The organism is Streptococcus sp. OH4692_COT-348, assembly GCF_003859975.1.
In the GTDB taxonomy this organism is placed as follows: domain Bacteria; phylum Bacillota; class Bacilli; order Lactobacillales; family Streptococcaceae; genus Streptococcus.
The window spans coordinates 16158-41267 of record NZ_RQZB01000006.1; the positions used below are offsets into that span (position 1 = coordinate 16158).

The window sequence follows — 25110 nt, forward strand, 5'->3', positions numbered from 1 at the left end:
AAATATAAATCTCTTCGTTCATATAGAAAAAGAGGGGACAAAGCCCCTCTACTCTCCTTTCGTCCCAACACGAAAGTAAACGATTCCATTTTTACTAGTAAAGACGGGGAGGACTAATTGGTCCTCTCCATCTATTCGACTCATTTATCGATTCATTTTTTATCTTCTACCAATCTATACAAATAGAATGGTATTAGACGCACAGACTAATCCTCTTTGCGTTTTGCAGTTAATAAAGCTGCTGATAAGGCCAAGGTAACACCTGCCAAGAAAATAGCTGTTTCTGACTGTTTTTCACCAGTTTCTGGCAATCTCTTGTCTTCTTTGACAACTTGAACTGGTACTTCTGGAGTCTGAACTTTTTCTAACGAACTTAGTTTAAACTCTGGTTTTTCTACTGTCGGTGCTGGTTGATTCCCTACTGTAGCTAGAATACCACGGTACTCTGGAAGTTTATGTTCTAGAGCCATTACAGCATTAACACCACCCTTAAATTCAGGTTTCTCAACACTTGGTACTGCTTGATCTCCTACTGTAGCTAGAACTCCTGTGTATTCTGGAACTTCATTGACTGCTGCTTCTACAAAGTTAGAACCACCTTTAAATTCTGGAACTTCGTTTACTGCTGCTTCTACAAAGTTAGCACTGCCTTTGAATTCTGGAACTTCATTGACCGCTGCTTCTACAAAGTTAGCACCGCCTTTGAATTCTGGAACTTCGTTTACTGCTGCTTCTACAAAGTTAGAACCACCTTTAAATTCTGAAACTTCGTTTACTGCTGCTTCTACAAAGTTAGCACCGCCTTTGAATTCTGGAACTTCGTTTACTGGCGCGGGTTCCTCACCCTTACTATTTGAAATAGATGGTTTTACTCCTACCTCAATAATACGATCTTGAGCTTTTCTTTGTTCAGAATGAACAAGAGTTCTATTAGTTCCTGATACTTGAATATAGTCAACTTTTTCTCCAGCTTGTCCTTCAGAAACTACACGACGTTTACCTTGAGCAAGCTCAGGGGTTTCACGAATAACTTCTTTAAACGGAAGTGGAGTCTTTTCAATTTCCAAGCTTGGAGCTTCTGCAACTAAGTTCTTAACGCCTTCTGTCGGTGTTGTTTGGAAGGTAGACTTAAAGTGTAAACGATATTCTTTCACCAGATTTCCATCTTTGGAAACAAGACGAACAAGTGTTGGAAGATTTGTATTTCCATGATCCACTACCGTGACTACTCCATGTCCACTAGTTGTCGCAGTGACTTTTGGTTTAGTTCCCATTGTTGTTAGGGTGTACTCTGTCACATTTGGATCAAAGTTTTCCAATGCTTTTCCATCGATTGAAATAGTCGCTGACGGTGTTTCGACTTCTGCTCCCTTGCCTGCAGAGTAGGCTGTAAATTCGACTACTGCTAGCCCGTTAGTAGTAGACTTACGAGTCATTCGAGCACGAATAGCTGGCGCTTGAACCGGTTCAAAGTTAAACTCGATTAGTTTCCCAGCTACTAATTCTCCAGAAGCTTTGTAAGGAATTGGTGCCCAATTTTCTGCCTTGTTGAATGGATGGTCAGCATTTTCTTCATAACGAGAAATAGTACTTGGTTCTGTAAAGGCAGGGCCAATATATCTTTCTAGAACCATTTTCTCTGGGGCATCTGTTCCACTATCTTTAAAGAACTGAATGGCTACTTTTCCAATAGATTGGGAGGCAATTTTACCGTCCTTCTTAAAGAGTAGCCCGACAGAAGTTTCTTCATTTTTCGGAGTACGAGACCAGTTTGTCCAACGTCCATCTTCATTGTATTTTCCATCATTGATATAGAAAATTCTATCGTGTGAAGCTGCTTGTGTATCGTTCGTTGTCGAAGCAAAGGCTTTAGAATCCGTTTCATTGTTGCTTGGATTTTCTGAAATGACTTGATTTCCTTTAGAAACAACTGTCACCTGCATTTTAGTGGTTAGATTTGTACCAATGACATGACCGGTAATTTCAAATGTTCCCTCATGCTCTGTCGCATGTTCAGGAATAGCATCCCACTTCACTGCTAGTTTAGCTGTAGTCCAAGTAGTTGAAGTTGGATAATAAACAGTGACTTCTGAAGGAAGTTGAAGAGCATCTCCAACATTCAAAATTTTAGCACTATTTTCTGCAGCAAGAGGTTGGCTAGTTTCTCTCTCATCATTGCGGAAGATTCGATATTCTTTCAATACCGTACCATCTTCTGCTTTTAAGATGAGACGTGTTGCACCTTTTGGACTGGTTGCCGGAACAACTGTTACCAAACCATTATTGCTAGCGGTTGCAGTGATTTCTTTGCTAGATTGAGGAATATAGTAATCAGTCTTAGATGGATTAAAGTGTTCAAGATCCTTACCATCTACCTTGATAGAAATCTCTGAACTTGTAGAGCTTAAGACCTTGTTTCCAAGAACAGTTAGCTCTGTCAGACCAACACCTGAAGTTCCATCAGCCTTCTTCATACGAATACGAACAGCATAAGTTTCTACCTTGTCAAATGTGAAGTGATTTGTTTGAGTTGCAGATAGCTGACTTGGAGCATGTAAATTTTCAACTGCTTTCCAATTGTCTGGATTATTAAATGGATGATTGCTATCTCGTTGCGCATGACTGACATCACTTGGTAAATCAGGAATTTCTTTACCTACATAATATTCAACTACATATTCTTTTGGAAGACCAATTGCTCCATCAGTATAGAAATCAACTGATAAATTATTGACAAAACGTTTCGTCAAGTCTCCTGAATTACCAAACAAGATAGAAGCCCAATCATTATCAGTATTTGTTCTCCAAGTAGTCCATCTATTTTTAGCATCTGTTGACGTTCTTGACACAGTCAGGTCGTTCAAGGCATTAGCTGAGTCATCTCCTCCTGTATTGGATACAATGGCAGCTGGCAATTGGGAACCTGTCCATTGTTTAGAGATATTATTTCCAGCAACAACTTGACTAGATACTCGAACATGAGCTTTAGTGGTCAGATTGCTACCCACTAAACGACCATTGATTTCATAGACTCCTTCAGTTTGACTAAAGTTGGCTGGAACCTGATCCCAAACTACATCTTTATAGATAGTTGTTCCATTAGAATGGTAAGCACGAACATTAGCTGGCAATTGAACTGACTCACCCTTAGGTACTGTGAGGCTGATTTCCTCTGCAACTTGTAAGCCTTCAACTGTCACCGTTGCTTGAGCTTCAATGTCTGTGCCTTCTACATGTCCTTTAAGCGTAAATCTATGATAATGCCCCAATTCTTTTTCATCTACCTTGTCCCAAGTTACAGATACTTTGCGTGGCAAGCCCTTATCAAATTCTGCCCCAACTTCTTTAGGTAGATTCGGTTGCTGATTAATGTCTGTAGAAATAGATACAGGATGAAGTTTCACAATCTTCTTGCTGACTTTATTTTCTTTAATCACCACTTCAGTAGTTACAGATTCTGTTTTCTCTGTTTGATTATCGATTCGAGGTGTCAAAGTCACTCTTCCCTTAGTATAGAGCAACAAGTTCTGTCCATTCACCTCAAGATGCCCACCATCAGATGATTTAGCTTCTAGGTGAATATCTGAAGCTGAAAATTCTGTTTGAGAACCATCCTCATAACTACCAATGACACGATAAGTTAAGACTTGATCTTCAGTAGCAGTTTCTTTTTCTTCCACAACTACTTCCAAACGTTTCAAGGCAGGGGATTCCTTCACAAACTGAATTAAATAAGTTTGAACCAAGTCACCCTTTTGATTACTCAAGAAGACTGAGGCCTGATAACCATTATCAGCAGAAGCTTGCTGAACAGTTACTTGATAACCAGTAGTCTGAGCCCCAACACTTGGAATTGTTCCAGTGTAAGGAAGGGATACACGGTAATAAGTCTTGCCAGACTCGAAGTTCTCAAGAGCTTTATCCCCAACAGTAAGTCCTGTAATGCTACTTGTTGTTTCCTTACTGCTTGCGATAAAGGTTGCCGTCACTTCACGGTCGTCATCTACCAATTTACCAGTAGCCTCCGTACGTCCCCCTTCCTTGTTCAAAGCAGCAGGATCTTTCAAGGTCCAAGAAACAACATCAGTATCAATCAAGCTACCATCTGTCAGAACAGCTGTGACTGTTTTATCCAAATAAGCTACAGTTGTACCAACTGGTACTGTAGCAACTTTTGGTAACCATCTATCTAAGGCAACAACTTTTACAAGTGCCTCAGCTTTGGTTTCCAAACCTTCTACACGTCCAGATACTTTTTTCTCACCTGCACTTGTAAGCAAATCAGCTGGCACATCCCATGTTACAGTCTTTTCCTCAACACTACCGTCGCTATAAATAGCTGTTACTGTTTGAGGCAATTCAGGATTAGTAGTCACATCAGTTGTTGCTTTTACAGGAGCAAAGGCTACAAAATGACGGTTTTCTTTCTTACCAGACACAGTTGCGACCGTTGCGCTATCAGAAGTTAAACCAGCAGAATCTGCATAAAGAGTAAATTTTCCTTCTTTTTCTGTTGATTTTACAATGACAACTCCTTTACCATTGAAAGCACGTCTTTGCCATGTTCCATCTGCTTGAGCTTTGTAGCGCTCACGGCTAGCTTGTTCTCCATTATCCACACCAACAATCTGTCCCTGACCATGAAGATTGAAATGAACAAGATTGTTAGCTGTCGGAACCACATTCCCATCGCCATCAACAATTTCGTAATGGATGTAAGATAAATCTTTACCATCTGCTGTGATAACATGCTCTTCTTTAGTCAGACGAACCCTTGCTGGCTCCCCAGCAGTTGTCACACTATCACGCGCAATTTCGTTGCCTTTTTCATCTCGAGCAATCGCAGTCAGTGTACCTGGTTGGTATTTTACAAGCCACTCAAGATACAATTCATTTGGTTTAGCCCCCTCATGATATGGACGTCCATCTTCTGTCGTTTTCTTAGTAAATTCCTTTTTACCAAGCGACTCACCATTTAAGAACAATTCGACACTTGCAGCATTTGAGAAGGTACGAACTGGAACCTTTCCATCGACCAGCATCTTGCGATCCTTAAGAGTCTCTTCAGTCCAGTTCCAATGCGGTAAAATTCGGACAGTTGGCTTTTCTTTAGCACTATACCATTCACTACGGTAAAGGTAAAAATCATTCTTCGGTAAGCCAGCCGTATCGATAATACCAAAGTAAGAACTTTTTACAGGTGTATTATCTTGGTTATGCCATGGAGTTGGTTCACCGATATAGTCAATTCCTGTCCAGATAAATTGTCCAGCATAGCCAGCACGATCACGATCAAAAGTCCATGACTCAGTAGCTGTTCTTCCCCATCCAACACGGTCATTACCATAATCAGATTGTTCATAGTGACGATTTGGACGGTTATCGTGTCCAAGGATTTGAGCAGGATTGTAATAAGAATCACGCGTTCTAGTAGCTGAAGAGGTTTCAGAACCATAAATGAGCCAGTCTGGATGCGCTCTACGAACCGCATCATAAAAACGTTCACCATAGTTCATACCGACAGCATCCATGATTTCTGCAACTTTTAAGAAATCACCTGTTGCTGCACGACTAAATTTATTCTCACCCATGGTAACATAACGTTCGGTATCAATCGCTTTAATGACAGCCTTCAAACGTTTAGCAGTTTCGATAGAACGAGGACTACCATTTGCCTCTTCTACTTCATTTCCAAGAGACCACATGACGATAGACGGATTATTCTTATCACGTTCTACCATTGTTCTAAGATCAAAATCAGACCACTTCTCCCCCTTCTTAGCTTCAGGATGAGTTGCATCTTGATCAAAGAACCGTCCATAGTCGTAAGTCTTCTTGCCACCATACCAAGTATCAAAAGCTTCCTCTTGCACCAAAAGACCTAAACTAGCTGCAGCATCAAGCAACTGAGGACTAGCTGGATTGTGGGTTGTTCGAATAGAGTTTACCCCCATATCTTTCAAGAGTTTTAATTTACGATAGGTAGCCTTATAATTCTCTTCTGCACCCAAGGCTCCATTGTCATGGTGAATACTTACTCCGTGGAATTTCATGCGTTCACCATTCAGAGAGAAACCATCCTTAGCAGTCCAATTGAAATAACGGTAACCAAATGTATCTTCTGTTACATCAACTAGTTGACCTTCTTTATAAACCTTTGTTTTCAGCACATACAGTTGAGGATGATAACTTTTTGTCGTCCAAAGAGTTGGTTTATTAACTAGGATTGTTTGTCTGAAATCTGCAACTTCATTTTCTGCTAAATTCTTCGTTTCAGAGCGAACTAATTCTGATACAACCTTTCCTTCCTTAGTAAAGATTTGTTGTTCCACAAAGACTTTAGCAGCCTTCTTATCCGTATTTTTAATCTTACTTTGAACCTGTGTTTCAACATTTCCTTCTTTTTGCTCAGCAAGTTTTGGAGTAGTGATATGATTACCATTTTCGGCAACATGGACTTTATCACGATAACTGAGAGTTACATCACGATAAATCCCACTTCCTGAATACCAACGACTACTTGGTTGCTTATTGGTCACTTGAACAGTAATTGAATTTTCACTACCATCCTTGTTTAAAAATTCTGTGATATCATATGAAAAATGATTATAGCCACTTGGATAATGTCCTACAAATTTACCATTTACATAGACCTTTGAATCCATGTAAACCCCATCAAAATTGATACGAACATCCTTATTCTTGTCTGCTTCATTTAATGTGAAAGTCTTACGATACCAAGCTGTCCCACCATTTAACTGGCCACCTTCATTACGCGCGAGAGACTTGTGATCAAAGTCAAAATAAATACTCCAATCATGAGGAAGATTCAATTTAGACCAATCATGAACATCCACATCTTTTTTTGAAAAATCGCCTTGAGCATTTAGTTTAAAATACCAATCTTTATTAAAATCTTGTTTTCGATCCGATAATAGCTGTTTTTCCTTTTCAACTTCAGCTTTGTTTGACTCTCCAGATAGTGCTTGCGATTTTTCAGAAGAAGGTTTGATCTCAGTGTCTGCTTTCACTTGGTCCTTTTCAGAAGTTTTTTTAGAATCCTCTTTTACTTCTGTTCCAGCTGTTACTGCAGATTCAACAGGCTTTGGATTTGTCTCTTCAGATTTCTGTTTGTCCTCAGTTTTGGTTCTTTCTTCTACTTTATTTGGAGTTTCCACTTTAGGACTAGCCAATTCATGACTACCATCGTTAGCAGGTCTAGTAGTTTCTGTATCCTTAGTCACTTTATCTTCTGTCGACTCAGCTTTGGGTTTTACAAACTCACGCCCGCCATTCTCATCAGCCTTTGCGATAGCAGCTGCCACATCATCGGGAAGCTTATCTAAAGGCTGAGGTTGATGAACAGTTGTTTCTTCTGTTTGAGTATTGGATGAAGCCACTTCCTCAGCTTGTACAGCTGAAATACCAAATATACTAGCCCCAATCATTACAGATGCCGCACCTATTGCAAATTTACGAATGCTATAATGACAACGTTTATCAAAAAGTCTTTTGTTCATTAAAATCCTCATTTCTTTTTCTTGATACAAAGTAAGCGTTTACTTTATTTAAAAAATAACCTCCTTCTGAATACACAAACAAGTACCAAGTTCGATAATATATTTTATATATTGAATATATCAAAACACACCTAAAATTGCAATCATTTTCCATCAATTTAACCTAATAAAATGGTATGCAAGATAAGTTCATTCAAAAGAAATAGGTGCAATGAAAGTAGCTTTCTATTCTAGACTCTTTCCAATACAAATTTCATTCCATTAATAGCATTTTCATACTTCAAATTTATAGTTTATGGACTCATATCATTATAGACTGCATTCATTTACATACACTACATAAAAAGAAGGTAAAACATTATTCTACCTTCTTTTTTCCTATTTTATATCCAATGTCCTAAGTGCTGCTTGATAAGTTTGATCCATCAGCATAGTAATGGTCATAGGACCGACACCTCCAGGGACTGGCGTAATGTGGCTAGCAAGTGGGGCAACCGCCTCATAATCAACATCCCCACAGAGCTTCCCATTTTCATCGCGGTTCATCCCGACATCAATGACAACCGCACCAGGTTTGACAAAGTCAGCAGTCACAAACTTGGCACGACCGATTGCTACCACCAGAATATCTGCTTTAGCAGCCACCTTGGCAAGATTATGAGTCCGTGAGTGTGTCAAAGTCACTGTAGCATTCTTGGCCAAAAGAAGCTGGGCCATAGGTTTTCCAACGATATTGGAACGACCGATGACGACCGCATTTTTACCTTCCAAGTCAACCCCATATTCATGAAACATTTCCATAATTCCTGCAGGTGTCGAAGGAATCATGACTGGATGACCAGACCAAAGACGTCCCATATTTAGAGGATGGAAACCATCCACATCCTTTTCTGGGTCAATAGCCAATAGAACTGCCTCCTCATCAATATGTTTTGGTAATGGTAACTGTACCAATATCCCATGCCAAGCCGGATCTTGATTGTATTCAACAATCAAATCTAACAACTCCGCTTGACTAATAGTCTCTGGAACTCGCAATACTTCGCTACGGAAACCAGCCGCAAGGGCTGACCTCTCCTTGTTCCGAACATAGACTTGGCTGGCAGGGTTGTCCCCAACCAAAATCACTACCAAACCAGGTACTAGCCCCGTTTCTTCCTTTAATCTTGCAGTCTTTTCAGCCAGCTGTCCTTGTAACTTAGCTGCTAGAGCCTTCCCATCAATAATCTGTGTCATATCACTTCTCTTTTCTTTCAAATATCTTCCATTATACCAAAAACTACTGCTCCCCTCTAACACTTCTTTCCTAGGCTACCCTATAGTTTCAAACTATAAGAAAAAGCTCTGGTCGAGCTTTTCACTAATCTTTTCGTGAAAGTTTAAAACTGATTACAAACAGCTCAGCAAAGCTAACTTATAAAACCTTACTCAAGAAATCCTTAGTTCGTTGTTCTTGGGTTTGTTCAAAAATCTGTTCAGGTGTTCCGTCTTCAACAACCACACCGTCTGCCATAAAGATGACACGATCTGCCACCTCACGGGCAAATCCCATTTCATGTGTTACGATAACCATAGTCATTCCTGACTTGGCTAAGTCTTGCATAACAGCCAACACTTCACCTACCATTTCAGGGTCCAGGGCTGAAGTTGGCTCGTCAAAGAGCAAAACATCTGGTTCCATAGCTAAACCACGCGCAATAGCAATCCGCTGTTGCTGACCACCTGACAAACTCTGTGGATAAGCAGTTGCCTTATCTGGTAAACCAACTTTTTCCAAAAGTTCCTGAGCTCTCTTCTCTGCAACTTCCTTACTTTCACCTTTGGTCTTGATAGGAGACAAGGTGATATTTTCCATCACAGTCATATTAGGAAAGAGATTGAATTGTTGAAAAACCATGCCCATCTTCTCACGCATGGCAAAGAGGTCATTCTTCTTGTCCGTAATATCGACCCCCTCAAAGATAACCTTCCCCTTGGTCGCTTCTTCCAACAAATTCATAGAACGAAGCAAGGTAGATTTCCCACTCCCTGAAGGACCGATGATAACGACAACTTCTCCTCTTTTAATCTCGAGGTTGATGCCCTTCAATACTTCATTCTTTCCAAAGGATTTATGTAAATTTTCAATTTTTATCAAGGTTTCTGTCATTATTTTTTATCTCCTTGTCCCATACGTTTTTCAAAAGCTTTCAAGGCTACTGTCAAAATAGAGGTCATAATCAAGTAATAAAAGGCTGCAAATAAAAGTGGTGTTAAAGGTAGATAGGTTGTTGTGGAAACTGTTGTAGCTCCATTCCACAACTCCATGACACCAATAGCTGATAAGAGGGAACTATCTTTGATAATAGTGATAAATTCGTTTCCCAATGCTGGCAAAATATTTTTGATAGCTTGTGGCAAAATCACATAGCGCATCGCATTTTTAGGACGAATCCCTAAAGAATAGGCCGCCTCTAGCTGACCTTTTGGAACCGCATTAATCCCAGCACGAACAGTCTCAGAAACATAAGCACCACTGTTCATAGAAATAATCAAAATCCCTGGAATCAGACGAGAAAGATCAACACCCAAAATCCCAACCTGAATAGTCGGAGCATTGATATGCATTAGAGCAAAGGCAATCATAATCTGAACCATCATCGGTGTCCCACGGAAAATCCAAACGTATAAGTTGGCAAGCCAAACAAGCGGCTTAAACTTTGAACGTTGCCCAAAAGCCAATACAACACCCAAAATGGTTCCCAAAAAGACAACACAAATAGAAATGAGAACCGTCACGACAGCCCCATAGTTAAAATAAGGTAAATACTTAGGTAAAAAAGAAAAATTCATAGTCACACTGCTTTCTAAAATAGAATACTGTATGATTATAATATAAATTGAATTAAAATTCAAATCTTTTGTCTAATTTATTCAAAAAAACTTTAAGATGGTAGAATTAGCGAGAAATCTTAGTTTTTTCTAGGCAAGTTGAGCTCCTTTATGGTAAAATAGTAACGATAAGAAATGAAGGAGAATCAAAATGGAATCACATTTGGTTAGAATCATCAACCGCCTTGAAGCAATGGCAAAAGACGGCGGAAATTTAAAACGTAATTTTGAACGCGAAGGAGTTGTTGTTGCAGAAGTTGCATACAGCCACGACGAAGAAAACGGCTCAATCTTTACCCTTCGTGATGTCGAAGCTCGCGAAACTTATACGTTTGACAGCATTGACTTGATTGCAATGGAGATTTACGAACTCCTTTACTAACACAAAACAAGCTGGGATTACACCCTGCATGTCTAACCAAAATCCTTTTTGTCTCACAAATAGGATTTTTTTATAGTCCAAATCCACAAATATTTTCATTATAACAACTTCTCAAAGCCTCAATCTTTTTACTTGCTTTACACCCCAATCCTGTTATAATGAGAGTATAGAAATTTGACTATTATTGACCTTTGGACAGGTCAAGCTAAAGAAAGAAATGAGGTAGATGTATGCTTTGTCAAAACTGTAAAATCAATGACTCAACAATTCATCTTTATACCAATCTCAATGGAAAGCAAAAACAAATTGACCTCTGTCAAAACTGCTATAAGATTATCAAGACAGATCCTAACAATAGCCTCTTTAAAGGTATAACTGATCTGAACAATCGTGACTTTGATCCTTTCGGTGATTTCTTCAATGACCTAAATAATTTTAGACCTTCTAGCAATACTCCTCCGACTCCCCCAACCCAATCAGGTGGAGGTTACGGTGGAAATGGCGGTTATGGTTCCCAAAATCGTGGACCTGCTCAAACTCCTCCACCAAGCCAAGAAAAAGGCCTGCTGGAAGAATTTGGTATCAACGTAACTGAAATTGCCCGTCGTGGAGATATTGACCCCGTTATTGGGCGCGACGATGAGATTATCCGTGTCATAGAAATTCTCAATCGCAGAACCAAGAATAATCCTGTTCTTATCGGTGAACCAGGTGTCGGAAAAACTGCCGTTGTCGAAGGTCTAGCTCAGAAAATCGTTGATGGAGATGTTCCGCATAAACTCCAAGGCAAACAAGTCATCCGTCTGGATGTGGTTAGCTTGGTTCAAGGAACGGGTATTCGAGGACAATTTGAAGAACGCATTCAAAAACTCATGGAAGAAATTCGCAAACGTGAGGATATTATCCTCTTTATCGATGAAATCCATGAAATTGTCGGTGCTGGTTCTGCAGGCGATGGCAATATGGATGCAGGAAATATCCTCAAGCCCGCCCTTGCTCGTGGAGAACTGCAATTGGTCGGTGCTACTACCCTCAATGAATACCGTATCATTGAAAAGGATGCAGCCCTAGAGCGTCGTATGCAACCTGTTAAGGTCGATGAACCAACAGTGGAAGAAACAATCACCATCCTCAAAGGAATTCAAAAGAAATACGAAGACTACCACCACGTTCAGTATACCGATGCTGCAATTGAAGCAGCTGCAACTCTTTCCAATCGCTACATCCAAGATCGCTTCTTGCCTGACAAGGCCATCGACCTCCTGGATGAAGCTGGTTCTAAGATGAACTTGACCTTGAATTTTGTGGATCCTAAAGTGATTGATCAGCGCTTGATTGAGGCTGAAAATCTCAAGTCTCAAGCTACACGAGAGGAAGATTTTGAGAAGGCTGCCTACTTCCGCGACCAGATTGCTAAGTATAAGGAAATGCAAAAGAAAAAGGTTACGGATCAAGATATTCCTATCATCAGCGAGAAAACTATTGAGCATATTATCGAGCAGAAAACCAATATTCCTGTTGGTGATTTGAAAGAGAAAGAACAATCTCAACTCATCCATCTAGCCGAAGATCTCAAGTCTCATGTTATTGGCCAAGATGATGCAGTCTATAAGATTGCCAAGGCTATTCGCCGTAATCGTGTCGGTCTCGGTACGCCTAACCGTCCAATTGGAAGCTTCCTTTTTGTCGGACCAACTGGTGTCGGTAAAACAGAACTTTCCAAACAACTAGCTATCGAACTCTTTGGTTCTGCTGACAGCATGATTCGCTTTGACATGAGCGAATACATGGAAAAACACAGTGTAGCTAAATTAGTTGGTGCCCCTCCAGGTTATGTTGGCTACGATGAGGCTGGGCAATTAACTGAAAAAGTTCGTCGCAATCCCTACTCTCTTATTCTCTTAGATGAAGTAGAGAAAGCTCATCCAGATGTCATGCATATGTTCCTCCAGGTCTTAGACGATGGTCGTTTGACAGATGGGCAAGGACGCACTGTTAGCTTCAAGGACGCAATCATCATCATGACTTCAAATGCTGGTACTGGTAAAGCCGAAGCCAGCGTTGGATTTGGTGCTGCTAGAGAAGGACGTACCAATTCTGTTCTCGGTGAACTCGGTAACTTCTTTAGCCCAGAGTTTATGAACCGTTTTGATGGTATTATCGAATTTAAGGCTCTCAGCAAGGAGAACCTCCTTCAGATTGTCGAACTTATGCTAGCAGATGTTAACAAGCGCCTTTCTAGCAACAACATTCATTTAAATGTAACTGAAAAGGTCAAAGAAAAATTAGTTGACCTCGGTTATGATCCAAAAATGGGAGCACGTCCACTTCGTCGTACTATTCAAGACTATATTGAGGACGCAATCACTGACTACTACCTTGAAAATCCAAGCGAAAAATACCTCAAGGCAGTTATGACCAGCAAGGGCAACATTCAAATCAAATCTGCCAAAAAAGCTGAAGTAAAAACTTCTGATAAAGAAGTATAAATCCTATAGAAAAGGAGTAGAAAATGAAAATTTTCTGCTCCTTTTTACAAAAGTCACTATAAATTCTTGACAGCTTGGCCTTTGTCCATTAAGATAATAATAAAGACAATAGATAATGAGGAAAATGCAATGGCAAATCCAACTTTCGGAGAAAAAAAGGCGAATACAGACTATGTTGCTCGTTATGGCGTATATGCTGTTATCCCTGATACTGAACAAAAACACATTGTTCTTGTTCAAGCACCTAATGGCGCTTGGTTCTTACCAGGTGGCGAAATTGAAGCAGGTGAAAATCATCAAGAAGCCCTAAAACGTGAATTGATTGAAGAGCTTGGCTTCACAGCTGAAATTGGTGCCTATTACGGACAAGCTGATGAATATTTCTATTCTCGTCATCGTGACACCTACTACTACAATCCTGCCTACCTCTATGAAGCGACTTCTTTCAAAGAAGTACAAAAACCACTAGAGGACTTTAATCATATTGCCTGGTTCCCTATTGACGAGGCTATTGAAAATCTCAAACGTGGTAGTCATAAATGGGCAATTCAATCTTGGAAAAAACAGCATAAGATTGACTAAATCAAGCTACTTTATTCAAAAAATGCTATAATAGAATTAGAAAATCGGAGGAAATGTTATGAAGCTTATCAATACGACAAACTCACACTCGCAACTTGTAAAAAGCCAGCTAGAAAGTACAGATGCAACCCTTGTTGAGGTTTATTCTGCAGGTAATACAGATGTTATTTTTACCCAAGCTCCGCTTCACTATGAAATCCTCATCTCAAACAAACACCGTGCTATTCGCGAACCTGAAATCGAAGCTATTCAAGAATTTTTCTTGAAACGTAAAATTGATAAGGACTCTATTGATGAGGCCAATATCAAAACCCTCTATTCAGAAAAATTAATTGGAATTTCAATTCCGACCAAATAAAATCTTGGAGAGATTAAAAAGTCTTTTAAACCTTATGGAACAAAATTGGGTTTATTTAGCTTTTTAAATCATCTCCAATTTTTTATCTTGAAATCCTATCATACACAATTTTATAGGTAACAAAGGAGACAAGCATGGGAGACATGATATATCGAGAGGCAAGACTTGAAGAATACGAAAAAATTGGAAAACTATTAGCCAATTCCTTTCTTGACTATCCCTTTTTAACGATTATAACTGATGATTTAAAGAAACCTGATTATTATCCTAATTTTGTAGAAACATTACAAACAATGCTTACCAGAGTCTATATTAAAAAGGGACATTGTTTAATTGCGGAACAAGATGGAGAATTACTTGCAGTCGCCCTTTTGCAACAAAAGGATTTCTGTATACTATCCTATCTACAAAATGGCGGAACAAACATTTTTCGCTACATTCGACCACGAAATCTTTTTAAATACTTTGACTTTGTAAAACGTTCTAAGAAGCATTTAGAACAATCAGGAGAGTTTGATTGGTATTTGATGGCTTTAGCTGTCAATATAGAAAGTAAGGGACAGGGAATAGGCAGTACTTTTCTGACACAAGGGATTGAACCCTATGTCAAATCAAAAGGCTGTAAACACTTGGGTCTCATTACCAGCACAGCAAGAAATGCCTCATTCTACGAAAAAAACGATTATGTATTACTGGACCATATGGACTTAGAATACGGATCAAAATCAATTGGTAACTGGGTATTTTTAAAAACAATAAATAAATTATAACAGACTAGCAATTTACAAATCCTATTTAAATAAGGATAACTTATATTTATAAAAACCAACGTTCAAAACGTTGGTTTTCTTATCTATTTTACAGCTTCTTTCAAAGCATCTACCTTATCCAAACGTTCCCATGGAAGATCAATATCTGTACGTCCCATGTGTCCATAAGCCGCTGTTTGACGGTAAATTGGACGCTTAAGGTCCAGCATTTGGATAATTCCTGCAGGACGAAGATCAAAGATTTGACGAGCTGCTTTTTCAAGCTTGCTTTCAGCTACTGCTCCTGTACCAAAGGTATCGATACGGACAGAAACAGGCTGGGCAACACCGATGGCATAGGCCAATTGCACTTCTGCTTTCTTAGCGAGACCCGCTGCAACAATGTTCTTGGCAATATAGCGAGCCGCATAAGAGGCTGAACGGTCCACCTTAGTCGCATCCTTACCAGAGAAGGCACCACCACCATGACGAGAGTAGCCACCATAAGTGTCCACGATAATCTTACGACCAGTCAAACCTGAATCCCCTTGAGGTCCACCGATTACAAAGCGACCAGTTGGATTGATGAAGAATTTGGTTTGCTCATCCAAGTAAGAAGCTGGAATAACTTCCTTGATAACCTTGCTAATGACATCATTGTGAATTTGTTCATTGCTAATTTCTGGATCGTGCTGAGTTGAAATAACGACTGTATCCACACGTACTGGACGGTCATTTTCATCATACTCAACTGTAACTTGTGATTTAGCATCTGGGCGAAGATAACTGATTTCACCAGACTTACGAAGTTCTGCCAGACGACGAACCAACTTATGACTTAGTGAAATTGGCAATGGCATGAGCTCTTCTGTTTCATCCACTGCAAATCCAAACATGAGCCCTTGGTCTCCAGCTCCAATCAAGTCAAGCGGATCTTGATCTGCATTCCCACGAACCTCCAAGGCTTCGTTAACACCTTGGGCAATATCAGGAGATTGTTCTACCAAAGATGGATGTACTCCTACAGTCTCAGCAGAAAAACCATATTCTGTATTGGTGTAACCAATCTCTGCAATGGTATCACGAACCACACGGTTAATATCCACATAGGCATTTGTAGAAATTTCTCCAAAAACATGGACTGAACCAGTATATACAGCTGTCTCAGCAGCAACGTGCGCCTCTGGATCTTTAGCTAAAATAGCATCCAAAATCGCATCTGAAATTTGGTCTGCAATCTTATCTGGATGCCCCTCAGATACAGATTCAGACGTGAATAATTTACGTTCTGACATAAAAATGTCCCCCCTTAAAAATAGTGTTATAGAGTTACAAAGTACTGATAGGTATTTTCATTTTCTAAGAGTTACAACGCGTAAGAAATAAAAACGATACTTTTTTATTTCTAAAGCTAGTAAGGCGCATAGGGTGACCGCCTTATAGCGGCAACCGTAAAATGACGAGCGACTACTTTAGAGCCGTCATTCTTTGCGAGTTACGACTCGAAACAAAAAAATAGAAATTTCTACCATCTTATCGGGACTATATAACTTTATCATTATACCATTTTTTAACGCAATTTACAGTCTTTAATGTAGTGTTTCTGTTTAGATAGTTCATTCTCATAAATAAAAAAGTTGGAGCTCAGTACTCCAACAATTTCTATTAAAATGTTTGACGTTTTGCTTTACGCTCTGCACGACCGCGAGCACGATTTTCAGCACGCTTGGTCTTGCGACGTTTTTCATCAACCGCCCATTGAATTTTCTTCTTATAACCTGGTTTGACTTTTTTCTTTTTCTTTTTAACCAAACCAATCATTTCGATATCAAGTTTATCTTGTTTTTTCTCACGGTTGGCACGACGATCACGGTCATAAGTATCTTGAAATTCCCCGTCTTTGACCATCTTAGGAGTAAACTTGATTCCCAATTTCTCCAACTCACGGATATCCGAGTCATCACTTGGCTGATAAAGGGTAATAGCTGTACCTGGTAGGCCATTTCTTCCAGTACGACCAACTCGATGAACAAAGAAAGATAAATCTTGCGGAATGGCATCATTGATGACATGACTAACACCTTCAATGTCAATTCCACGCGCTGCCAAATCTGTTGCGACAATATACTCAAAATCCAGATTTTTTACCTGATTCATGATTCTCTTGCGTTCACGAGGGGCAATATCCCCATGGATTTTTGCCACCTTCAAGCCTTGAGCAGTCAGATATGAATGCAATTCATCAGCACGCGTTTTAGTGTTAACAAAAATCATTGCCAAATACGGTTGCATCAACTGAGTCAACTGGTAAATTTGAGCATTCTTATCTCGGCCCTTGGTCGAAATCAACCAATTATCAATAGTATCAGAAATAACCGTTTTGGTCTTGATTTTCTCCATAACAGGATTTGACAAGTATTTTTTCAAGAATGGTTGCAACTTTTGTGGGATAGTCGCTGAGAAGACCATGAATTGCAGATCTTTTGGAAGGCTTCCAGCAATCTTATCAACCGTTTCTAAGAATCCCATATCCAAGGTCATGTCTGCCTCATCGATCACAAAGGTCTTGGCCTTGTGAATAGCTAGGTCACCAGACTTAACTAAGTCATAAATACGGCCAGGAGTTCCGATAACAATATGAGGCTGGTTACTTGCCAATTTGTCAATCTGGCGAGCCTTATCTGTCCCTCCCACATAATTAACCACACGAACTTCTACTTCTGAGTGAGTAGCAATCTGACGGGCTGATTGGTAAATTTGAGTAGCTAATTCACGGCTCGGTGCAGTAATGACTGCTTGAACACTATCGCTGGCTTCATCTAATTGCTGGAAAATCGGCAACAAGAAAGTATGAGTCTTACCTGAACCTGTTTTTGATTCACCGACTAGGTCACGACCAGCCAAAACAATAGGAATCAACTTATCTTGCACCTCTGTTGGAGTTGTAAATTTCAACTCCTCCAAGGCTTCACTAATATATTTTTTAAATTGAAATTTCGTAAATGACATAATATCCTCGATTCTATCTATCTTATCAATTATATCATATTTTATTCCATTTCAGTAGTCTCACTCATAGAGCTTACTTTCAGTAGTTCATCTAATCAGAAAAAGGCTGGAATTTTATAATCCCAACCTCTTTTCATACTCAATGAAAATCAAAGAGCAAACTAGAAAACTAGCCACAGACTGTACTTAAGTACGGCAAGGCGACGTTGACGTGGTTTGAAGAGATTTTCGAAGAGTATCAGTTATTATTTCCAGTTTAAAATAGCACTCAAGCCATAGTGATCACTAACTTGTGGACTCTTGTTACCATCAAATACGACATGTAAATTTTCCACCTCTAACTCTTTGGTAGTAAAAACATAGTCGATTCGAAGGGGTTCTGTGTTCCCCTTCCAGCCATCAATTTCTGGTGGAACAGTATAGCTACCACTTTTCTCTTGAGCAACTTCAAATGCGTCTTGTAAGCCTAATGGACTAGCTAAAATAGCTTGGTAACCTTCCTGACCAGCTGGGTTGTTGAAATCTCCAGCAAGCAAAAGTGACTTGTTCAATTTCTTCAAGACAGCTTCAAATCGTGCCCATTCTTCTTGGAACCCTTTATCCCACCAAGAAAGATGGACACTGGCAACTGCAAGATCCTTGCCATCGACTACAGTTTCGGCCAGGGCGACACGGCGAGTATGATAGTCTGTTGGATCATCCACATCTGAAACCAAAATTTCTCTTGCTTCAATAGGTGTTTTAGACAAGATAGCCACACCTTCATGGTAGCGGTCATAACCAATATGGTTATAGGCCCAAGTCCAATAGTAATTTTTTCCTTGCTTTGACAACTTTTCAACCAAAAGTCTAACATAATGGTCTTGGTGAATAGGCTCAGCTGCTGGCAAAGCTTGATAAAGGTCATTAACCTCCACCTCTGGCGAAGTAATCTCCTGATTGATTTCTTGGAAACAAATCAAATCATAATCTTTATCAAGAATATCTTCAAGCAAGAGCTGGAATTTTTTCTCAGCTTCTTTTTCCATCCAGCTATGAGTATTGAGTGTTAAAAATTTCATGCTTTTCTCCTAAAACAAGAGGTTGGAAAACAGCTTCCAACCTCAAGTGTATTACAATTCTACTTTAGCAACTGCTGTTTTAGCTGCAAGAGAACCTGTTTGTTCTAATTTAACTGATTTAATAGCTTCAGCATTTGTGAAGACAACCACTGTTGAAGTTTCACGATCTGCTGCACGGATAGCATCCAAGTCAGCTGTGACAAGAAGATCACCTGCTACAACCTTTTGTCCTTCAGCTACATGAACAGTAAATGGTTTTCCTTCAAGACTTACTGTGTCCAAACCAATGTGAACCAATACTTCAAGACCTGCTTCAGTCACAAGACCAAGAGCATGTTTTGTAGGGAAGATGCTTGATACAGTACCTGAAACTGGAGATACAATGTTTCCATTTGCAGGTTCTACAGCAAATCCGTCACCCATCATTTTTTGCGCAAATACTGGATCTTTTACTTGTTCCAAAGCAACAACTTGACCATCTGCTACTGAGTAAACTTCCTCAGTAAGACCTTTGAATTGAACAGTGTTTTGTTGCGCTTCTGTCATTTGACTTGGAAGAGTTTCAGGAATGATTTCACCTGAATCAAGGATATCTTGAATATCAGATTTCAATACGTCTGCTTTTGGACCGTAGATAGCTTGAACTCCTTGTCCTTTCATGACAAGACCCATAGCTCCTTCTGCTTTCCATTGTTCTGCATCACCGACTCTATCTGCATCCTTAACAGTTACACGAAGACGAGTCATACATGCATCAACATCAACGATGTTTGCACGTCCACCAAGAAGGTTGATAATGTTTACAGCTTGAGAACCTGTTGCAACTTTCACTGCGCTGCTAGCTTCTTCTGAACCTTCAGCAGTTTCGTAGTTTCCATTACGTCCTGGAGTTGCGTAGTTGAATTTTTGAATCATGAAGTTTGCGATAAAGTACATGATTACAGCAAAGAGAACAGTCACCCAAACGAAGTTAACGATATCCATACCGATACCCGCACTAATCGCAATAGGTGTACGAGTCAAGAACTCGATTGAACCGAATGAGTGCATACGTAGGTTCACAACGTCAGCCATAGCGAAGGCAGCACCTTGAACAAGTGAGTAAACAAGATACATAGGTGTTGCGATGAACATGAACATGTATTCGATTGGTTCAGTAACCCCTGTCAGGAATGTTGCAAGAGCTGTCGCAATCATCATACCTTTGTATTTGTGTTTCTTGTCAGCATCAACATTACGGTAGATGGCAACAATCACACCCATCAAGATACCGAATGAACCGATCATTTGTCCAACTTTGAAACGAGCTGGGTGAACAGTATCTAACAATTGTTGGTAGTGACTTGCGTCTGAACCTTTAAGGTTTACAAGGTCTGTTACCCATGCAAGCCAAAGTGGATCTTGACCAAATACTTGGCTACCTTTTGCTGCACCAGTTAAGACTTCATAAGTACCACCAAGAGCTGTGTAGTTCATTGGGATAGTCAACATGTGGTGAAGACCAAATGGCAAGAGCAAGCGTTCCAATGTACCATACAAGAATGGTGCAAGGATTGGAGCAGTTTCTTGTGAGTTAGCAATCCAGATACCAAAGCTATTAATACCAGTTTGCACAAGTGGCCAGAAAGCTGAAAGTACAATTGCAGCGATTACTGAACGAAGAATAACTACAAATGGTACAAAACGTTTTCCGTTAAAGAATGAAAGTGCATCAGGAAGCTTACGGAAGTTGTAGTATTTATTATAAGCAGTTGCTCCAATAAAACCAGAAATAATCCCTACGAAAACACCCATGTTAAGTGCTGGGGCTTCCATAACACTAATGAAGTAATCAGCAACCTTGATTGATCCACCAAAGAGTGTTGTTACCATAGCTTCTGGATTTTTCAACATATCTCCTGATACGCCAAAGATTGTACCAGTAATACGATTAATTAGGATAAAGGCAAGACCTGCCGCAAACGCACCACCAGCACGTTCCTTAGCCCAGCTTCCTCCAATAGCGAGGGCAAATAAGATATGAAGGTTAACGATAACTCCCCAACCGATTTGCTCTAGTACACCACCAGTAATAACGAGTGGGGCAAAGTTAGGGTTGATCATCACAAGTGACTTACCGATTGAAATCATCAAACCAGCAGCCGGCATAACAGCGATAACCACCATCAAAGCCTTACCGAATTTTTGCCAAAACTCGAAAGACAAGACATTTTTGAATGTATCTTTCATCATTCAAATCTCCTTTATTTTTATTTAGGCAAACGTTTTACGAAAACGTTTGCACTTAACTATGTATTAATTATACCACTTTAATTTTTTTTGTAAAGGCTTTTATAAAAAAAATAGAGAAAAAAGAGAAAGTTTTTACACTTCCTCTTTTATATTTACATTATCATTCTAGTATTTCAAGAAATATAGTATTAAATCTTTAGGAAACGTCTCATTGATATACCAGATCCAATTGAACCAATAAAGATACCGATAACAAAAAGAAGTGCAATCATGAGAGGTATAAATATATCTGGTGTAATCATTGACAAGTTTTGTCCAATCAATGATTTATTTACAGATTGATAAACCATATTGTAAACAAAGAAAACTAAAACTGATGGGATTGCAGCACCAAACAAACCGATAAAGGCACCTTCTAATAAGAATGGACCTCTGATATAACCATTTTTAGCCCCCACCAAACGCATGATTTGAATTTCACGACTACGTGAAATGATTGTAATACGAATAGTATTGGAAATTAAGAACACTGCTATAAAGATCAACAGACCAGCTATAACTAATCCCCAAACACGAATGAAGGAAGCAAGCTGGAAAAGACGCTGGGTATTTGCACCGCCATCTTGAACTTCTGACACACCTTCAATTTTTTTAGCCTCTTCAGCTACTTTTTGGACATCACTTGGGGTATTTGTATCTACTACGTAAGCATCGTAGAGTGGATTGGCATCCCCTTCAAAAACTTTCCAATCATCGCCCATCGTTTCAGTTAATTTCTGGTACTGCTCTTCTTTACTTGAGAAGGTAACACTTTTAACAGTTGGCATAGCTTTCAAAGCATCATATACCTTATGGTAATCATTATTGGTTACTGTTTGACCTTCTTTTACAATAGTCTCACTATTGTCTGCCACATCCTTACGAATGTAAACCATCACTCGGACATTGTTTTCAATATCGGTAGCCAATTTCGCAGTGTTAAAGATAACAGATGCAAACAAGGCAACAAGTGTCAAAGTAATCATAACCGAACTGACAGCTGCTACTGTCATCCAGCCATTTCGTTTCAAACTTTTTAATGATTCAAATAAATGACGAAAAAATCTACTAATCATCGTATCCATATTCTCCTTTAGCTTCGTCACGAACGACACGGCCATTTTCAATGGCAATGACACGGTGGCGCAAGGTATTTACAATCTGACTGTTGTGGGTAGCCATCAAGACAGTTGTACCTTGGAGATTGATGCGTTCCAACAAATTCATGATCTCCCATGAATTATCTGGGTCCAAGTTTCCTGTTGGTTCGTCCGCAATCAATACTTTGGGATTGTTTACAATAGCACGCGCAATCGCAATCCGTTGTTGTTCTCCTCCTGAAAGTTCATTTGGAAAAGAACGAACCTTATGCTTCAATCCAACCAAGTCTAAAACTTCCATAACACGTTTTTTGATATTACGGCGACTCTCACCAATAACTTCCATTGCATAGGCAATATTTTCATAAACGGTTTTCTTTGGCAAGAGTTTATAGTCTTGAAAGACCACCCCAACACTACGACGTAGAAGCGGAATATCTTTCTTCTTGATTTTAACTAGATTAAAATCTGCTACTGTTAAACTTCCTTTTTCGATTTTGACTTCTCGGTACAAAGATCTAATAAATGTTGACTTTCCTGCTCCTGAAGGTCCTACGATGTAAACAAATTCCCCTGGTTGAACGCTTACCGAAACACCACGTAGGGCAGTCGTTCCGTTGTCGTATTTTTTGACGACATCTCTCATTTCAATAATTGACATGTGAGTTCCTTTCTATCTTAGCTGATTCTCCACTTGAGATAGGCATCAATAAAACCATCTAGGTCTCCATCCATAACCTTATCTACTTGTGCAACTTCAAAGCTAGTTCGATGATCTTTTACCATAGTATATGGCGTGAAAACATAAGAACGAATTTGACTTCCCCATGTGATTTCCTTTTTCTCACCCTTGAGGGAATCAACCTCCGCAGCTTTCTTTTCTTGCTCCATTTGATAGAGCTTAGCCTGCAACATCTTCATGGCACGATCTCTATTTCCATATTGGGTACGATCCACTGTTGATTGGACAACAGTTCCCGTAGGAATGTGTGTCAAACGCACACCTGTTGAAACCTTGTTGACGTTTTGTCCACCAGCACCACCTGAACGGAAGGTATCCATCTTAATGTCATCTTCACGGATTTCCACTTCAATGGTATCATCCAGCTCAGGCATCACTTCTACAGATGTGAAAGAGGTGTGGCGACGTTTAGCAGAGTCAAATGGTGAAATACGGACCAAACGGTGAACACCCATTTCTGACTTGAGAAGACCATAGGCATTAGGTCCTTCAAATGATAAGGTTACTGACTTGATACCAGCTTCATCTCCTGCTTGGTAATCCAACACTTCCACTTTAAAGCCTTTAGCATTTCCATAGCGAGTGTACATACGAAGTAACATATCACCCCAGTCTTGAGCCTCTGTACCACCAGATCCTGGATGGATTTCCAAGATGGCATTGTTATGGTCATAAGGTTCTGACAAGAGAAGGGTCAGCTCATAGCTGGTCATCATCTTGTCAAGTTCTGATAACTGCGTTACCAGTTCTTCATGCACCGACTCATCTTCAGCTAAAAAGTCTAATAAAATTTCAACTTCATCCTGCAACTCTTCCATTTTGTGGAAGGTATTGTAGGTGTTTTTTAATTCATTTAATTCTTGCGACGTTTTTTGGGCCGCGATATTATCGTTCCAAAAATCAGGTTCTGTCATCTTGTTTTCCAAGATGGCAATCTCTTCCTCTAAACCTTCGAGGTCAAAGAGACCCCCTGAAAGAAGCTAATTTTTCACGATTTGCGTCAATTTTTTGACGAATTTCTGAAATGTCCATAAATACTCCTTTTTTATATCGTTTTATTATACCATAATCTCTTATTTCTTTCCATCTTTTGCTCTACTCCCCTTTTCATGAAAAAAGAAGCCTTTCGGCTTCCCTTCTTATAAGACTTTTGCTGAAGTACGAGTGATTTCTTCTACTTGGATGTTTTCTGATTCAAATTTTTCTTTCAAGGCTGGTAAATCGATTGATCCATCAATTTGCACTTCGATAATCACCTTACCATCCTTACGTGGAATATTTACTGTATGGGAGATATTCAAATTTTCTTCTACAATCAAAGAAACAATCTTTCCGAGTACACCAACTTCATTTTCAGTAACAAAACGCACACGAATTCCTTCCTCACCATAACCAGCAATTTCAAGAAAGGCTTGGAAAACATCACGGTCAGTAATAACTCCGTATACTTGATGGTTATCAACGACAGGAAGAATACCAATCTTATTTTTCAACATCAGATAAGTTGCATCCTCTAGACTCGCATATCCTGAAACAGTGACAACATCGCGGATCATGACATCTTTGACTTTTGTCTTATTTAGAAGATAATTCATCTCATAGATAGAAAGACTTGTTGCCTTGGATGGACTAGCTTGGGCAATGGTTCCCTCAGTCACCAAACCAATCAATTGATCATTTTCGATAACAGGCAAGCGGTGCAACCCTTGCTCTCTCATCAAATCTGCTGCATGAGATACTGTTGTATCTGGACTAATATACACTACCTTGCGGGTCATAAAATCTTTAACTGCCATGAGACTTCTCCTTTTCTATTCTTATCCCTATTATACAATCTTTTTGTAAATCTATCAAACGCTTACATTTCTTTTTCAAAATTCAGAAAAGTATGAATAAGCTAGCAAAAAGAGCTCTGAAATCGAGCTCTGTGAATGAAAGCAAGATACCTTTCATTCGATTTTTCAATTATTAGAAAT

The 25110-nt window shown here is 39.5% G+C and carries 17 protein-coding genes; 5 read left to right on the top strand and 12 right to left on the bottom strand.

The genetic code is table 11. From position 1 onward, the window contains the following. Window positions 1-206 precede the first annotated feature (206 nt). From EII37_RS04605 to EII37_RS04620, 4 genes are all read right to left on the bottom strand, one after another. A complete protein-coding gene (locus tag EII37_RS04605; RefSeq protein ID WP_124787737.1) occupies window positions 207-7520 on the bottom strand; it encodes an SIALI-17 repeat-containing surface protein in 7314 nt (2437 codons plus the stop codon). Between the two features lie 378 nt (window positions 7521-7898). Then, on the bottom strand, window positions 7899-8756 hold the full coding sequence (locus EII37_RS04610; protein WP_169435171.1) for a bifunctional methylenetetrahydrofolate dehydrogenase/methenyltetrahydrofolate cyclohydrolase: 858 nt from the start codon (window positions 8754-8756) through the stop codon (window positions 7899-7901). Window positions 8757-8934: 178 nt separating this feature from the next. Then, window positions 8935-9669, bottom strand: coding sequence for an amino acid ABC transporter ATP-binding protein (locus EII37_RS04615; RefSeq protein ID WP_000140957.1), 735 nt, complete (start codon window positions 9667-9669; stop codon window positions 8935-8937). After that, the gene (locus tag EII37_RS04620; protein ID WP_001011642.1) at window positions 9669-10352 is read right to left on the bottom strand and encodes an amino acid ABC transporter permease; all 684 of its coding nucleotides are present in this window, start codon (window positions 10350-10352) and stop codon (window positions 9669-9671) included. The genes EII37_RS04615 and EII37_RS04620 overlap by 1 nt, the downstream gene beginning before the upstream one ends. A gap of 190 nt (window positions 10353-10542) precedes the next feature. Between EII37_RS04620 and EII37_RS04625 the strand changes: the two genes are divergently transcribed. From EII37_RS04625 to EII37_RS04650, 5 genes are all read left to right on the top strand, one after another. Further along, complete coding sequence (locus EII37_RS04625) at window positions 10543-10773, top strand: DUF1797 family protein (protein ID WP_000443570.1); 231 nt, start codon at window positions 10543-10545, stop codon at window positions 10771-10773. A 230-nt stretch (window positions 10774-11003) separates the two neighbouring features. Further along, window positions 11004-13262: an ATP-dependent Clp protease ATP-binding subunit gene (locus EII37_RS04635; RefSeq protein ID WP_124787740.1), complete on the top strand. Its 2259-nt coding sequence runs from the start codon at window positions 11004-11006 to the stop codon at window positions 13260-13262. A 129-nt stretch (window positions 13263-13391) separates the two neighbouring features. Continuing rightward, window positions 13392-13844 carry an NUDIX hydrolase gene (locus EII37_RS04640; protein WP_124787741.1) on the top strand — a complete coding sequence of 151 codons (453 nt, stop codon included), beginning with the start codon at window positions 13392-13394 and terminating at the stop codon, window positions 13842-13844. 58 nt (window positions 13845-13902) lie between these two features. Next, window positions 13903-14202, top strand: a complete 300-nt coding sequence (locus EII37_RS04645) for a DUF1827 family protein (RefSeq protein WP_000767189.1) — start codon at window positions 13903-13905, stop codon at window positions 14200-14202. A gap of 134 nt (window positions 14203-14336) precedes the next feature. Further along, the gene (locus EII37_RS04650; RefSeq protein ID WP_124787742.1) at window positions 14337-14972 is read left to right on the top strand and encodes a GNAT family N-acetyltransferase; all 636 of its coding nucleotides are present in this window, start codon (window positions 14337-14339) and stop codon (window positions 14970-14972) included. Between the two features lie 83 nt (window positions 14973-15055). Here the strand turns inward: EII37_RS04650 and metK are convergent, their stop codons facing one another. From metK to EII37_RS04700, 8 genes are all read right to left on the bottom strand, one after another. After that, the gene (gene metK, locus EII37_RS04655; protein WP_124787743.1) at window positions 15056-16246 is read right to left on the bottom strand and encodes a methionine adenosyltransferase; all 1191 of its coding nucleotides are present in this window, start codon (window positions 16244-16246) and stop codon (window positions 15056-15058) included. A gap of 370 nt (window positions 16247-16616) precedes the next feature. Further along, on the bottom strand, window positions 16617-17960 hold the full coding sequence (locus tag EII37_RS04665; protein WP_124787744.1) for a DEAD/DEAH box helicase: 1344 nt from the start codon (window positions 17958-17960) through the stop codon (window positions 16617-16619). Window positions 17961-18205: 245 nt separating this feature from the next. Then, entirely contained in the window at window positions 18206-19021 is an 816-nt protein-coding gene (locus tag EII37_RS04670; RefSeq protein WP_124787745.1) for an endonuclease/exonuclease/phosphatase family protein, read from the bottom strand. Between the two features lie 51 nt (window positions 19022-19072). After that, window positions 19073-21253 carry a PTS transporter subunit IIBC gene (locus EII37_RS04675; protein WP_124787746.1) on the bottom strand — a complete coding sequence of 727 codons (2181 nt, stop codon included), beginning with the start codon at window positions 21251-21253 and terminating at the stop codon, window positions 19073-19075. A gap of 188 nt (window positions 21254-21441) precedes the next feature. Beyond that, window positions 21442-22368 (bottom strand): permease-like cell division protein FtsX, encoded by a 927-nt coding sequence (gene ftsX / locus EII37_RS04680; protein ID WP_124787747.1) that lies wholly within the window; start codon window positions 22366-22368, stop codon window positions 21442-21444. After that, complete coding sequence (ftsE, locus tag EII37_RS04685; protein ID WP_124787748.1) at window positions 22361-23053, bottom strand: cell division ATP-binding protein FtsE; 693 nt, start codon at window positions 23051-23053, stop codon at window positions 22361-22363. The genes ftsX and ftsE overlap by 8 nt, the downstream gene beginning before the upstream one ends. Before the next feature lie 17 nt (window positions 23054-23070). Further along, a protein-coding gene (prfB, locus tag EII37_RS04690) for a peptide chain release factor 2 (protein WP_124787749.1) occupies window positions 23071-24166 on the bottom strand; the annotation gives its coding sequence in 2 pieces (ribosomal slippage) (window positions 23071-24093 and window positions 24095-24166; 1095 coding nt in all). 107 nt (window positions 24167-24273) lie between these two features. Further along, window positions 24274-24930 carry a CBS domain-containing protein gene (locus EII37_RS04700; RefSeq protein WP_124787750.1) on the bottom strand — a complete coding sequence of 219 codons (657 nt, stop codon included), beginning with the start codon at window positions 24928-24930 and terminating at the stop codon, window positions 24274-24276. Window positions 24931-25110: the final 180 nt, after the last annotated feature.